The sequence below is a fragment of the Pseudalkalibacillus sp. A8 genome (assembly GCF_045920555.1).
Classification (GTDB): domain Bacteria; phylum Bacillota; class Bacilli; order Bacillales; family Fictibacillaceae; genus Pseudalkalibacillus.
This window is the reverse complement of record NZ_CP174509.1, coordinates 243,970-258,053: the sequence shown is the minus strand read 5'-3', so window position 1 is coordinate 258,053 and position 14,084 is coordinate 243,970. Positions and strand designations below refer to the sequence as shown.

At 41.6% G+C, this 14,084-nt stretch carries 12 protein-coding genes and 1 pseudogene; 6 read left to right on the top strand and 7 right to left on the bottom strand.

Annotated features, from left to right (window positions below):
* Nucleotides 1-331 precede the first annotated feature (331 nt).
* From ACJROX_RS01410 to ACJROX_RS01395, 4 genes are all read left to right on the top strand, one after another.
* Entirely contained in the window at nucleotides 332-1,849 is a 1,518-nt protein-coding gene (locus tag ACJROX_RS01410; RefSeq protein ID WP_408009030.1) for a spore germination protein, read from the top strand.
* Between the two features lie 21 nt (nucleotides 1,850-1,870).
* The gene (locus ACJROX_RS01405; RefSeq protein ID WP_408009028.1) at nucleotides 1,871-2,959 is read left to right on the top strand and encodes a GerAB/ArcD/ProY family transporter; all 1,089 of its coding nucleotides are present in this window, start codon (nucleotides 1,871-1,873) and stop codon (nucleotides 2,957-2,959) included.
* Entirely contained in the window at nucleotides 2,959-4,035 is a 1,077-nt protein-coding gene (locus ACJROX_RS01400; protein WP_408009027.1) for a Ger(x)C family spore germination protein, read from the top strand. The genes ACJROX_RS01405 and ACJROX_RS01400 overlap by 1 nt, the downstream gene beginning before the upstream one ends.
* Before the next feature lie 67 nt (nucleotides 4,036-4,102).
* Nucleotides 4,103-4,441: a DUF3905 domain-containing protein gene (locus ACJROX_RS01395; protein WP_408009026.1), complete on the top strand. Its 339-nt coding sequence runs from the start codon at nucleotides 4,103-4,105 to the stop codon at nucleotides 4,439-4,441.
* 119 nt (nucleotides 4,442-4,560) lie between these two features.
* On the opposite strand, the pseudogene ACJROX_RS01390 reads toward ACJROX_RS01395, so the two are convergent.
* From ACJROX_RS01390 to ACJROX_RS01375, 4 genes and pseudogenes are all read right to left on the bottom strand, one after another.
* A pseudogene (locus tag ACJROX_RS01390) lies at nucleotides 4,561-5,335 on the bottom strand (SDR family NAD(P)-dependent oxidoreductase).
* A gap of 248 nt (nucleotides 5,336-5,583) precedes the next feature.
* Nucleotides 5,584-8,220: a cyanophycin synthetase gene (gene cphA, locus ACJROX_RS01385; protein WP_408009025.1), complete on the bottom strand. Its 2,637-nt coding sequence runs from the start codon at nucleotides 8,218-8,220 to the stop codon at nucleotides 5,584-5,586.
* Nucleotides 8,217-9,041: a cyanophycinase gene (locus ACJROX_RS01380; RefSeq protein ID WP_408009024.1), complete on the bottom strand. Its 825-nt coding sequence runs from the start codon at nucleotides 9,039-9,041 to the stop codon at nucleotides 8,217-8,219. Before ACJROX_RS01380 ends, cphA begins: the two co-directional genes overlap by 4 nt.
* A 153-nt stretch (nucleotides 9,042-9,194) precedes the next feature.
* Nucleotides 9,195-10,592, bottom strand: a complete 1,398-nt coding sequence (locus tag ACJROX_RS01375) for a hypothetical protein (protein ID WP_408009023.1) — start codon at nucleotides 10,590-10,592, stop codon at nucleotides 9,195-9,197.
* A 93-nt stretch (nucleotides 10,593-10,685) separates the two neighbouring features.
* Here ACJROX_RS01375 and ACJROX_RS01370 point away from each other — a divergent pair, with 93 nt between their 5' ends.
* On the top strand, nucleotides 10,686-11,189 hold the full coding sequence (locus tag ACJROX_RS01370) for a hypothetical protein (protein ID WP_408009022.1): 504 nt from the start codon (nucleotides 10,686-10,688) through the stop codon (nucleotides 11,187-11,189).
* Nucleotides 11,190-11,398: 209 nt separating this feature from the next.
* Here ACJROX_RS01370 and ACJROX_RS01365 read toward each other — a convergent pair whose 3' ends face one another.
* The 3 genes from ACJROX_RS01365 to nadE form a co-directional block, all read right to left on the bottom strand.
* Nucleotides 11,399-11,686 (bottom strand): hypothetical protein, encoded by a 288-nt coding sequence (locus ACJROX_RS01365; RefSeq protein WP_408009021.1) that lies wholly within the window; start codon nucleotides 11,684-11,686, stop codon nucleotides 11,399-11,401.
* Nucleotides 11,683-12,165, bottom strand: a complete 483-nt coding sequence (locus ACJROX_RS01360) for a hypothetical protein (RefSeq protein WP_408009020.1) — start codon at nucleotides 12,163-12,165, stop codon at nucleotides 11,683-11,685. The genes ACJROX_RS01365 and ACJROX_RS01360 overlap by 4 nt, the downstream gene beginning before the upstream one ends.
* Before the next feature lie 550 nt (nucleotides 12,166-12,715).
* Nucleotides 12,716-13,549: an ammonia-dependent NAD(+) synthetase gene (gene nadE / locus ACJROX_RS01355; RefSeq protein WP_408009019.1), complete on the bottom strand. Its 834-nt coding sequence runs from the start codon at nucleotides 13,547-13,549 to the stop codon at nucleotides 12,716-12,718.
* A 260-nt stretch (nucleotides 13,550-13,809) separates the two neighbouring features.
* Here nadE and ACJROX_RS01350 point away from each other — a divergent pair, with 260 nt between their 5' ends.
* The gene (locus ACJROX_RS01350; RefSeq protein ID WP_369010071.1) at nucleotides 13,810-13,893 is read left to right on the top strand and encodes a putative holin-like toxin; all 84 of its coding nucleotides are present in this window, start codon (nucleotides 13,810-13,812) and stop codon (nucleotides 13,891-13,893) included.
* Nucleotides 13,894-14,084 lie beyond the last annotated feature (191 nt).

Sequence of the window (14,084 nt, the reverse complement as noted above, 5' to 3'; positions counted from 1 at the left end):
AGACCGTACCCAGCAGGTATCTGCGACTACCGATGAACAACTGGAAACTATGGCGGAAGTCAACAACCAGGCAGACTCGTTAACGATAACAGCCCAAGCCCTGTTAAAGTCAATTCAATCATTCAAGCTTAAATAGAAGCAGCGAAAACGCACTTTGAAGGTCCAATTATGGACCTTCTTTTTTTATGTTTTGACTCGTTAAATTCTACTATGTAACCCCAATATTTACGTTTTATTCAAGATAAAAGAGTTTATTCCATTATCGCATACTCTTACTAATAATTGGTAACCGTAAAGAGTAACAAAGATGGTCGAGAGAGGAATTTTTGTAATGAAGAAATTTTTACAAAAGTGGATGAACTCTTCTCCACAACAAAATGAAAACAAAAAAATTGAACCCCAAACCCTTTCTGATCTCTTTGACATGGCATCCAGCTCCAAAGATTTTGTTCGCTTTGAGATAAAGAAAGAAACCGGGACAATCTATATATCCTACATCAAGACGCTGGTTGATATGGATACATTACACCGTGACATCCTTCCATATGTCCAGCATGAAAAACAAAAGAATATAGAGGATTTAAAAGGGAACATTCCTATCGATAATATCCTCATTTCTGATAAAATCCATGAAATAAAAGAAAAACTGCTTGCTGGTTATGTTGTTTTGCAACTCAATACGAACAATGATGAATGTCTATTGATAAAGGCTCTTTCATCTTCGAGCAGAGAAGTTGCTGCACCTGAAATCGAATTTAGTGTACTCGGTCCTAAGGAAGCTTTTGTCGAGTCACTCGATACAAACCTGCACCTGGTCCGGAAAAGGTTGCCGACCTTGGACCTGACGGTAGAGGAAATGAGGATCGGGACGACTTCGAAAACACTAATCAGTGTTTTGTACGTAAAAGGAATCGCCAATGAAGAGAACATCAATACCGTTCTTCAAAGGATCGAAGAAATTGAATTCGACCAAATTTTGGACAGCTCATTCATTACCCAATTAATCGCGGACAACCAGAATTCACCTTTTCCCCAGCTGATTGACTCAGAGAGGCCTGACCGTGTATCAGCTGCGCTGTCGGAAGGTAAGATCGCCATTTTAGTTGAGGGATCTCCACATGCCTTGATCGGTCCTACAACCTTGATCGAGTTCTTTTCATCCTTTGAAGACTATTTTTTGAACTGGCACGTAGCTACGACCTTCCGGGTAATCCGGATGTTTTCGGTCATGTTCTCGGTTTTTGCCACACCGATCTATGTTGCTGTATTGACCTATCATTATGAATTGATACCGAAAGACTTATTGGGAATTTTGGTCACTTCCCGGAGCAACATTCCATTTCCACCTATATTAGAGGCAATCATCCTTGAACTTGCGATTGAATTGTTACGTGAGGCTGGTGCCCGACTTCCGACAAAAGTCGGCCAAACAATCGGGATCGTTGGAGGTATCGTCATTGGAACAGCATCCGTTGAAGCAGGCTTGACGAGCAACGTCCTCCTCATCATTGTCGCACTTGCTGCACTGGCTTCCTTCACAACACCAGTGTATAAAATGGGCAATACGATCCGGTTGATACGATTCCCATTTTTGTTTTTTGCTCAATTATGGGGGTTATTAGGAATCATGATATGTTTCTGCTTTTTGCTTGTCCATTTGTTACGGGTTGAATCCCTTGGGAGGCCGTACCTTGAACCCCTGTTTCCACCCAGGGTCCAGGATTTGAAAGATACGATTGTGCGGCTTCCTTTCTCTGCACAATCCTTACGTCCAATCAATCTTCAGACTGAAGATACGAAACGCTTCAAAAAACATAAAGCAAAACAAAAAAGGGATATTGACGAGTAGGTAGAAAGGAGGCAGACCTTTATGGGCTCCAATATACAAGAACGCTTTAAAGTCTCCCCCGGCATGGCTTTCTTTCTGATCCATACGATGCAGATCGGGATCGGCATCCTTGGATACGAACGATATATAGCCGTGAACGCAGAGTATGATTCTTGGATTTCCATCATCATATCCGGTCTGTCCATCCATTTGATCCTGTGGATGATGTATTCGATGTTGAATAAAGAGAAAGGTGATTTGATCGCAATCCATCAACGTGCGTATGGCCAACATGCAGGAAATTTTTTCAGCTTCCTATTCGCACTTTATTTTCTGTTGATGGGCGTAACTGTGCTCAGGAGTTATATGGAGGTTGTCCAGGTGTGGATGTTTCCGGAGATGGAGCATTGGGTCTTTCTTGTGATCTTTATCCTTCTTCTCTACTATACGATATCAGGCGGTTTCAGACTCATCACAGGGGTCGCATTCTTTGGTGTCATACTCCCTTTATTCCTTGTTTTCTTTTTGTATTTTCCACTACAGTATAGTGATTGGGACTATTTACAGCCGGTTTTCAATCACTCGATCAAAGATATTTTATTATCTTCGAAGACAGCGACACTTGAATATATCGGATTTGAAGTGATACTGATTTTATATCCTTTTCTTAAAAAGCCGGAAAAGTCGCAAAAATGGGGGCAATTTGGCATCCTTTTTTCAATAATCCTCTATGTTATTGTCGCAATCGTTTCCTTCTCCTACTTCAGTCAAGAACAGCTGGGAAGGCAAATCTGGACTACTTTGAGCATGTTCAAGATCGTTGAATTCCCATTTGTGGAACGCTTTGAATATATTGCAATCACAATATGGGCATTGATCATCTTTCCCAATATCTGTATCAGTCTCTGGTGTGCCGGCCGGGCTTTAAAAAGGACATTTAATATCAGACAAAGAGGATCACTGATTGTCATGCTTTTGATCGTATATGTTTTACAGCTTTTGATATCGGATCGTGAAATGACGGATATGTTCATGAACGCTGTCTCCAGAGTAGGATTTTTTATGATCTATCTCTATACCCCGTTCCTATTCATCGTCTTCCATCTTCAATCAAGAAGGAGGAGCAGCTGATGAAACGGATCTTCTCATTGTTGTTAATAACTAGTCTGCTCTTGGCCGGCTGCTCAACAAAAAAAGAAATACTCGACGATATCAATCTGCTCACCTTAGTCGGTTTTGATCATTCTGATGAAAAGACACGGGGGACAGTGGTCGTTCCACAATACCAACCAGATGGGACGGTCCAAAATGAATATTTTAGCGCTGTTGGTGAAATCGGGTATGACATAGGGCAAAAATTGACCTTACAGGCTCAACGTCCACTGGTAAACGGTAAGCTAGAAATCGTTTTGTTCGGAACTGAATTTGCTGAAAGAGGGCTCATCGAAACGAATGATATCTTCAGAAGAGACCCAAGTGTCAGCGCCAATATGAAATTAGCGGTTTATGATGGTAATGTCCATGATTTTATTTTGGATCATAGGATTCCCAATCAAGATTTAGGAATGGCTTTGACAAGGTTGATTGAACAAAATATAAAACAAGAAACGTTTCCTAGAACGAACATCCATCTCTTTTTTAGGGATTATTTTACTGAAGGGAAAGATCCATTTTTGCCGTTACTTGGCACACAAGATGGTAAGGTCTATTTGAAAGGTGTCAGTTTGTTTAAAAAAGGAAAGATGGTATCGAAATTGCCAGCTTCGGATTTACACATGTTCACCTTGCTTCACAGCGGTTTCGAAAGTGGAAGTTTTGTCATCCCTATCAAAGAACTCAATGCAGAAGTATCATTAGGTCATATCAATGCTGAACCCGAAATTAAAATAAAGGGGGATGTAAATTCACCTCAAATTACGTATATCATCCAACCAAAAGGGCTTATCAATGAATATTCCGGTAATATCAAAGGGATTGAAAAACAGGTGAAGCTCATCGAAAAATCGGTTGACAAGGTTCTTGAAAAAAAGTCAGAAACTATGATCAAGACCCTTCAACAACAGGGTTTGGATCCTTTAGGGATTGGCAAAAGCGCAAATGCCCATTACCGAAACTGGGATGAAAAAAAGTGGAATGAAATATACCCTGAACTCGATATAAAAGTGAAGTTTAAAACAAATATTTTAGAATCCGGTGTAATCCGTTAATCGTATCAACATAAAAGCACCGGAGTTTGTTTACAATAAGGATATCCTCTATTGGAGGTGTCATTAAATGGATAGTAAAAACCAAAATCCATCAATTGAAGGTACGCTTCCTCATCAGGCCAATGCTCCCGTTTTCGAAAATGTCGATGAACAGGAACGCCAGCCATTTGTCAATCAATACGGGGTGATTATCGGGGACAGTCATTATGAATCTGAAAATTCTCCGCTTGAGAACTGGAGCGATGAAACCGATCCAGCAATCATGTCTGGAGATGAATGGGTCCACCCTTATAATGATATCGGTTGGAATTCAACTGAAAATCGCGAGCTGGCTGAGGAGAACCGCATACCGAAGGGCAGTCCTTTCATGCATCCCACCAAAGATGTCAGCTATGCCCGGGACTGAAGCTGGACAAATCGATTAGGTGAATATATTGAAGATAGGGGCCGTCCAATAAGTAAATGACTATTTCCGTAAGGGTCTGATACTTTGCTTTTGGGCAGCCCCATTTTCTCATTCTGAACTCAAAATCCATAAATCGTCATGCCGCCATCAACAAACAATGTTTGTCCGGTTACATAAGAAGCTGCATCCGAAGCTAAGAAGACAGCGGGACCGACCAATTCCGGAAGCTCACCTACACGTTTTAACGGCGTGCGCGACAAGATGCTGTCCAAGTATTTTTGATCCTGCAGAAGTTTTTCCGTCAAAGGTGTTTTGAAGTACCATGGTCCGATCGAGTTGACCTGTATGCCAAGCTCTCCCCATTCCATGGCCAAATTTTTTGTCATTTGGATCATCGCTGCTTTCGTTGCAGCATATACCACCCCTGTTCGAAGTGCAGTGGTCCCGGCAACAGAGGATATGTTGATGATTCTTCCACTTCCTGTTTCTTTCATATAGTGTGCAAACTTTTGTGAGAGCTGGAAGGCTGACCTTAAATTAGTGTCCATGATCGTCTGCCATTCATCCTCTGTCACTTCAAAGGCAGGCGTACGGATGTTCATCCCCGCATTATTGACGAGGATATCAACTTGTCCAACTTCAGTAATCACTTTTTTCCACCATATCATTCACTTCATCTATGTTCGTTAAATCAGTCGGAAATACATATGCTTTTCTCCCTAATGACTGTATCGATTCAGCCGTCTTATGTAGATCTGTCTCTGTTCTCGAAAGCAGAACGACATCAGCACCAGCTTCTGCATACCCAGTTGCAAGCGCTCGTCCGATTCCTCTCCCTGCACCTGTAATGACAGCAACTTTTCCATCCAGTCGGAAACTTGGTAGTACGTTCATTAATCATCCTCCTTTTTTGAAAGCACCCTGGTAAGCCTCGAAGGTCATTGGAAGTTCGATAGGGAGGTTCGAACCAAGCAAAGACTTTGTTCTACGTGGGTTACCACATAAAAAGTAATTGACATCATTGATGTTTATACTGTTTTACCCTTCAGAAAAAAAGTCAGGCTTATCTATACTACAATCTTACATCAACTTAAAATGGATGCAAAACTATTGTACAGGTATACCTGACATTTTTGTTTATTTTACAATGAAGAGGTTTTGCGGTATCTGTTCGTAAATTCGGACCGTCTCCTTTTATACTCCTTAAAGAAGTTTTCAACCGAGCTGAATGAATCATAAAGGAACAAGAGCAGATCACCAGGCCGGGATGTCTCCCAGGCCTTATGGAAGGCTTGCACTTCCTTAAGCTCGATGATTCTGCAGCTTGACGGAAGCTGTTTTGCCAGCACCTTATCCATAATGGCAGCAACTTCTTTCGGTTTCCTTCCTCGCAAGTCCCCATCTTCCTTTATCACGACAATATCGGTTTCCTTGCCGATTATTTGTGCCAAATTGCGGATATCTTCATTCAAACGATCCCCAGGTGCCGATACAGCAGTAATTAGACGTTCGCACGGTATGGCCTTGAGTGTATTATAAATCGCTTTGAGTCCTGCTGTGTTATGTGCATAATCAACAACGATCGTTCGTCCATCTTGATCGACTTTATTGAATCGTCCAGGACTTTGTAGGAAGTCCGGGAAGAAAGTGAGGACTTTCGTGCGTAACATTTCGTATGAAACACCAAGCAAATATGCAGATGCCAAGGCTTGAAGCAAGTTGCTTATATTATGTTTCGCATACCCATTGAACGTGATCGGAATATCAGCATACTTCATAAATTTCTCGGACTTGCCATCCTTCTCGTGGACAATCCATTGGCCTTGCACATACCAGCACTCTTGATTAGCTGAGCGATGGTTTTGCAAATAGGCATTATTTTCATCCAATGAAGTGAATACGACCGTCCCGTCCGTGTAATCCTTCATTTCGGCTACGGCACCATCATCAGCATTCAAAACACAATATCCATCAGGATGGACAACCTCTGGAATCAACCGTTTCAGCTTACAAAGTTCATTGATCGTCTCGATTCCATCCAAGCCTAAGTGGTCCTCTGAAACGTTCGTTACGATTCCAATATCACAAAAACGGAAGGCTGTCCCTTCTCGAAGCATACCGCCTCTAGCAGTTTCAAGAACAGCTGCATCAACTTCAGGATGGTGGAGAACTTTTCTGGCACTGACAGGGCCGCTGCAATCACCTTTATCAATACAACGATTGCCAATATAAACCCCATCTGAATGTGCCATTCCAACCGTTTTTCCTTTTTGTTGCAGAAAGTGTGAGATAAGCCTCACTGTCGTTGTCTTCCCGTTTGTTCCTGTTACAGCAACCGTAGGAATAGTCGCTTCCTCCCTATTCTTAAAAAGGTAATCGACAATTGCACCGCCGACATCCCTTGGAGTACCTGCACTAGGATAATGATGCATCCTGATCCCCGGAGCCGCGTTCACTTCAAGGACTGCAGCACATCCTGGCTTATAAGCAGCAGTAATATCTTGAATGATCATATCGATCCCTGCAATATCCAATCCTATGGCTCGGGCTGAACTTTCTGCAATCTCTTTGTAAGAACGGTGTATTTTGTCCGTCACATCAATAGCTAAACCGCCAGTTGATAGATTGGCATTCCCCAGGACTTGAACAATATGCCCTTCATCAAGAACCGTTTCGAGACTCAAATTCGATTGGCGGAGATAATTGACAACAGAATCATTGATCGGAATTTTCGTCATCGGTTTTTCATGGCCTTCGCCACGTAATGGATTTTCGTTCTCCTTTTCAATTAAAACCTTTATCGAGTCACGACCATTACCGACAACAAAAGGCGGAAGACGTAAACTGACTGCAGCAAGCTGGCCATCCACTACAGTAAACCGATAATCGTCCCCTGTATAATAACGCTCAAGGATTACTTTTTCTTCATTCTTATGTTGTTTATAGGCAGCAACCAGTTCTTTTTGAGAACGTAAATTCGTCCAGACACCTTGTCCTTGGTGGCCGTCCACTGGCTTTATTACAAGGGGATAACCGAGACGTTCTGCTTCCTTGAGCATTTCAGACTCGGATGATATGACACAGCCTTCTGGGATCGGAAGACAAACGTCTTGTAAGATCGATTTGGTCATCACCTTATCACAAGCATATTCCACTGCTAAAAATGATGCTTGACTGGACATTGTTGCTTCCATCCGTTTTTGTTTTCGACCGGTACCTAGCCGCAGAATACTTTCATCCCCGATTTGCTCGACTGGAATTTTACGTTTATAGGCTGCTTTAAAAATCGCTTCCGTGCTTGGACCCAATTTATTATCATAGTAAAGTTGTTCAATTTTATTCACATAGGGATCGATCGAGACAGTTTGGCCTTCGAGAAGATGATTGACGATTTCCATAGCTGCTTTGAAGGCATATAATCCAGACTCTTTTTCTTTGTAACGATAGGTAACGTAATATATACCAACGCGCTCACTTGTAACCGTCTTTCCTCTTTTCACACCAATACCGGCAAGCGATTGCAGTTCGATCGCCATATGCTCAAGAATATGACCCATCCACGTTCCTTCGCGTAACCGCTCAACAAAGCCGCCTTCATAGCCCCGTGAACAAGAATGTGTGTTCAATGTGGGCATCACTTCTAACAACCTGTCTGTAAAACCAGTAATTTTATCGGACGGCATATCTTCAAGTTCTTCAATATCTAACTCAAGCCAAATGGTCGGTTTATAACTATAATAGTTTGGCCCAGAAAGAAACTTCACCTTATTGATTTTCATTGGGCAGATCCCTTCTCTTTCTTGATTAACTTACGGTTCTCCAAGTCAAATTGATAGCCTTTTGCAATAGAGTGCAGCTGTACACCTGTTATCGTCACTTCATCACTTTCTGCTTCATCTGCAATATCCACAAATGAGAGTTTGCAACCATCTATTACAGTTACTGAATGTTCACCAATAACTTCAAAATACTTACCGCCATCCTTCACCCAGATGGCTGTGTTTTCATCAATTCCGACTCCGATAACCTGGGGGTTATGCGCAATTGCGTGTAGCAGACGACCAAAGCGGGCTCTTTGGGAAAAGTGTTGGTCGATGACGACATCTTCAAGAAATCCGAAGCCCACACCAATTTCTACGTGAATCTTGTCATGCTTCAGTTTTGTCTTTCCTGAAACGATCATATGCCTGCTCATGATGGCGGCACCCGCACTTGTTCCTGCAATAATCATTCCATTTTGCCAGGCTTTTTGCACCTCTTTAAAAAAAGCGGTTCCTCCTATGATGCTCGAAAGCCTATTCTGATCTCCGCCAGTCATGAATAATGCTGATAGACCATGGACTTGATTTGTAAACGACTCCTCATCAGCTTTTTCACGGGTATTAATATGTAATAGATCAACCTTAGAGGCTCCAAGCTTCAAGAAAATGTCCCGGTATTCACTACCGATTTCCTCTGGATATCCCGTAGCAGTAGTTAAAATACCAATTTTACCGCCACTCGAAATCGCATCTTCTACGAAAATAGATAAGACTTCCAGATCACCTTCCTTATCTTCATTCCCGCCGATGATGAATAAATCCCCGCTCCTCTTAATCACTCTTCATCTCACCTTTAACAAGAAGTGATATCTTATACCCAATATTTGGGCGCGCAAAACCGAAAAATCACCCACTTTTCAAAATGAGTGATTTTTACTAGTTTATTCAAATTATCCTATTCTTATACACATAGGTTTTAGGAATAGTCTATTCTAAATGGATAGGATTAACATTGCGGCGATTGTCGTTACCAACAGGCCGATGATGACCGGGAGCATGTTTCTTCTGGCGAGTTCAAAGGGACTGACATTACAAATTGCAGCTGCTGGAATCAGTGCCCATGGAACAAGCGTACCTCCGCCAACCCAAATAGCTGATATTTGGCCAAGAGCAGTTAAAGTTGCGATTCCTTTGCCTATTGCTATAGCAAATAGGCTCGCAATCGAACCTACCAATGAGATTCCTGAGAATCCCGATCCATCCAATCCTGTTATCGCACCCACAATTGTTAAAGTAATGGCTGCAATTGAATCATGCACAGGGACGTTCTGGGCTAGTGCATAACCGAGATCATTTACAATCCCTTGTGATCCCTCAGGCAACAACTCTCCGAACACCGATGTGAAACCAGCGTCTCCCATGTAGAAAAATGCGGCAATAGGGATTACTGGACCAAACACTTTAAAACCGAATTGAAAACCTTCAATCATATAAGATGTAATTTTCTCCAGCCCTTGATTCCGGTAACCCATCATAGCGATCAGGATCAGGATGAAAATGACCGTACCACCTATAAGTGCTGTCGCATCTCCTCCCTGTAAATCAAGGGTGAACATGACCACGACATCGATCAGAAGCACAACAGGGATCAAGAGTGCGAGTGTTTTCTTCGTTTGAAAAGATAAGACCTCATGCTTTTCATCCTCCTGGTGGAGAATCAATTCTTCCTCTGAAACAATTAATTTCCCTTTCCTCATATCCCTTTTCAGCATCCAAAATGCCACCACTGTCGTTACTGCTCCCATAATGATCACAAGCGGAACACTCGCCGCCATGACTTCCCCTACTGGTATCCCTGCCGCATCAGCAGTGAGCTTTGGCGCACCTTGTATGATATAATCTCCCGACAATGCAATCCCATGCCCGAAGAGGTTCATGGCCATTGCTACTCCGAGAGCGGGCAGTCCGACTCTTAAAGCGACAGGTAAAAGAACAGCTCCTAATAAAGCAACTGCTGGAGATGGCCAGAAGAACCAGGATATGACCATCATCAAGATTCCAATCGTCCAATAAGCAAGTGTAGGTGTCCTGATCATTTTTGTAAATGGTGATATCATCACCTCATTTATGCCAAGTCTTATCAAAATCCTGCTCATCGCAACAATGATCGAGATGATGAGAATCGTTCCTAAAAGTTCACGGATAGCAAAAATGAAACTGTTGAAGACCCCGCTTACTGCTATGTTCAACGAATTCGAAGCAATCAATCCTAAAAGGAAAATGCCAATCACACAGACAAGTGTAGTGTCTCTTCGCATGATCATGATACCGATTATGATGAAAATGAATAAGAGATACACACCATGGAGCATAGTCAGCTCAATCCCCATACTTCTTCCCCCAATTGTGATATTCGTCTATAATGCAGAATATGCAATTGTCTAAGAGGAAGTGTTGAATACGCTCAGGAATGGATGGGATCAATGAAAATGCAATTGTTCAAGTTCTTATACCAGATCAATGTCTGGCAGAGTATGGTGATTGTTTGTTTGCTGTCCTCTCCATGGTTCGTCTATTTATTGATGACGCCAAACAATCATACAAAAGCTATTCTTTGGGCATATACCGCTTTGTCTTATTTTCTCCTTTCATTCTTGCTCTATATCTTTTTACGATTGATCAGCAATTTAGGGCAAACCTCGATACGAAAAAAAATAGTCACCTTTACACGGATTTTTATACGATTCCACGTAGCGATGGCTATTTTAGGTGTAACTTCTATACTTTTTCACATTGTTCATATGTTGGGCGAAGGATGGGGACAAACCGTATCAGGTGTATCAGGGTTCCTGGCTGTTTGTGCTTTGATCCCTTTACTGGTGACAGGGTATTTAAGAAAGAAAAAGTCTTCTGGAAAACGCAGAAGGTTCCATCGTTATGCCGCTTATATTTTTTTGATTTTTGTCCTTATCCATATGTTTTTATAACGAGAGTTGATCGGAAATGCTCAAACAAACGGAAGTTCAGAATCAGTATTAAAAAGTAAAACATGGATGAATGGTAGGTATACCATCCCTTGAACTTAAACAATTGAAAAAAGTGTACCGTATCAATTCCAGGGCTGTCAATATGGCAGTCCACAGTATACTGTATAAAAACCAGTTTGGTAAATATCTTGCGTAGAAATGCAAGGAAATCAAAATCGTAAAGGATAGGTCCAACCCTGTAAAATGATATCCATCAATTCTGCATGTGGTTTGTCCACAGTATCATATAAATCAAGAGGCGGTTCCGCTAAGATCGATTCAACAACCGATCCAATGAACCAATTGATAAAATAAAACAATATGACTTCACTTGTCATTAATTGTTTTGGCCGTTTATGTAAATAGATGAACAAGATGAATACGATCATTGTGATAGTAATCGTATATATTTCGTTTTCATCAAATTTTACTGGTAGTAATGGTTGGAGGACATTCATTGAATAACATGGTCCTTTCGTAATACGTCATTCATTTTTTCAAGAAAAAACAATGTCCCAGGGATGATCAACATTCCGAAAAACAAATCGATCGAGGGATACCAGCTTGGTGTTTTAGATTCTAATACGCCAACAAGCAGATAGATCTTCTCACCTATCACATTAAAAAGAATCCACGAAAAAGACACGATCAATTTGGTCAATAGCTCTGTCTTGGATTTTAAGACGAACATCACCCAGATAAGTAATGATGGCAACATCATCCCAAAATGCAGTTTGACCGAAAAACTTGCATAAAATGATTCGACGATAACCAATCGGTCATAAGCGGAGAATATCTTATAAAAGATGGTTTGGCAGATACAACTGCTAAAAAGAAAAAGAATGATCAATTCCAACACATCAAATCGTTTCTTACAATATTTCAATGATGAAAAAGACAAGATGGTAACGAAACAAACGATGATTGCTGTAACCATAATTAAGGATCCCTTTCAGCAAAAATTTTCAGCTTAAATCTTATCTCCACTATTTATTGTGACCAAAACCTTTTAAATTAAAAATTTCTATGCTTAATTATCTATTTTTGAGAAATTCACTCCCTTTCCGCGGGCGCTCCTCAAGCCTCCTCGCTCACTTGCACAGGATCTCAACACAAAAATGAAATCATTTTCGTGTCTGCGATGAGAATTCTTAGAAGCTTTCCTTATGCTGGCTTCGACGTTCACCACAAGACCACGGACTCATATCCATCCTTGTAGTTTTGGGCCGAATAACCCCAGGCGCAGGACGTACTTGTACAGGATGTACTGACTTCGACGTTACCACAGGACGTGGGGTATTTAGTCGAAGTTCATTATTATACTCGAAGATCCTTAAATCACTGCGGGGTTTAGCCTGGCTCACTTTTCCAGCAGAGTGTAGCAAATTTCGCTTAAAGAAATTTTCATAAAAATACAACATTAAAGACAAATAAAAAAAGCTGTCCCTACGTTTCTAGGACAGCCCTTTAAAATACCTTCAGCATTTTTATTTCGATTCGTTTTTCCACCAGCCATCATAAAGCGTAACTTCACCTTCACGCTTGTGACGGGTTTTCACGTAATGGTTTTCGAGAGTATCCCTTGCTTCGGAATCGATCTCGTTCCCTTCCAGGTAGTCATCGATTTGTTCATAGGTTAATCCAAGTGCTTCTTCATCAGGAAGACCCGGCCGGTCATCCTCAAGGTCAGCTGTTGGAACTTTCGAATATAATGCTTTTGGAGCACCTAGTTCTTCTAACAGTAGTTTTCCTTGTCTTTTGTTAAGGCCGAAGAGGGGTGCTATGTCACAAGCTCCGTCCCCATGCTTCGTAAAGAAACCTGTCACAGCTTCTGCAGCATGGTCAGTTCCGATGACAAGCAGATTATGATAAGCAGCAAGATCATATTGGACCTTCATACGCTCACGAGCCTTCGTATTCCCTTTTAAAAAGTCGCTCAAATCTTCGCCAGTTCCTTCCCTGAATGAACGATAAGAAGCATCAACCGCCTCTTTTATATTAAAGGTCACTGTCTGATCAGGATTTATGAAACGAAGTGCTTTCTGGGCATCATCCTCATCCTTCTGGACGCCATAAGGCAACCGCATAGCGATGAACGTATACTCTTTTCCAGTTTCTTCACTCAATTGTTTAACTGCAAGCTGAGCGAGCTTGCCAGCAAGCGAAGAATCCTGGCCACCACTGATCCCAAGCACATACCCTTTCATTCCGGACATTTTTGCATATTGCTTCAGCAAATCAACACGTTGATCAATCTCTTCTCCAGGTAAAATGCTCGGCTTGACATGTAACTTCTTAATGATTTCATTTTGTAAACTCACACTTTTCCCTCCATTAAGATTATTGCTGCCTACAGATACCATACCCTATTATTCCCAGGCTACACGATTAACTGCGACTTTTAACATGCATAACGCTTGTCCCACCCCTACTCTCCCAAATTAGTAGGAGGTTTGGCCGTGCTATAACTGGTCCATATGTATCATGAGAAATTTTACCAAAAGTGATAGAATTGTATAAATACGATAAGTTTCGGTACTCAAGGGCGGTCGGCACTACACTCGAAAGGGGTGGTGTAAAGATGACAGTGTTTCAAACGTTGATGGTTACCATCTCGTTTGCCACGTTGATTATCAGCGTATTGTCATTCCCGTATAAAAAATAGACCGTCCTTGAGCTGCACACTTTAGGCCACGGTCTACTCTAGTCCAGCCGATCCCCTTTAAGGGAAAAGCTTATCGTATGATACGCAGGTGTTGGCGCACCTGCGTTTTTATTTTCTAATCTGAAAATCTTTTTTTATTATAACACCACTATCTTAGGATGTCATCGCAAAAATCAACAGTTTCTGAAAAT

Coding starts and splice junctions, on each gene's coding strand:
- ACJROX_RS01410 (WP_408009030.1), top strand. CDS start 332: ATGAAGAAATTTTTACAAAAGTGGATGAACTCTTCTCCACAACAAAAT.
- ACJROX_RS01395 (WP_408009026.1), top strand. CDS start 4,103: ATGGATAGTAAAAACCAAAATCCATCAATTGAAGGTACGCTTCCTCAT.
- ACJROX_RS01400 (WP_408009027.1), top strand. CDS start 2,959: ATGAAACGGATCTTCTCATTGTTGTTAATAACTAGTCTGCTCTTGGCC.
- ACJROX_RS01375 (WP_408009023.1), bottom strand. CDS start 10,592: ATGGGGATTGAGCTGACTATGCTCCATGGTGTGTATCTCTTATTCATT.
- ACJROX_RS01405 (WP_408009028.1), top strand. CDS start 1,871: ATGGGCTCCAATATACAAGAACGCTTTAAAGTCTCCCCCGGCATGGCT.
- ACJROX_RS01370 (WP_408009022.1), top strand. CDS start 10,686: ATGAAAATGCAATTGTTCAAGTTCTTATACCAGATCAATGTCTGGCAG.
- ACJROX_RS01360 (WP_408009020.1), bottom strand. CDS start 12,165: ATGGTTACAGCAATCATCGTTTGTTTCGTTACCATCTTGTCTTTTTCA.
- ACJROX_RS01365 (WP_408009021.1), bottom strand. CDS start 11,686: ATGAATGTCCTCCAACCATTACTACCAGTAAAATTTGATGAAAACGAA.
- ACJROX_RS01350 (WP_369010071.1), top strand. CDS start 13,810: ATGACAGTGTTTCAAACGTTGATGGTTACCATCTCGTTTGCCACGTTG.
- cphA (WP_408009025.1), bottom strand. CDS start 8,220: ATGAAAATCAATAAGGTGAAGTTTCTTTCTGGGCCAAACTATTATAGT.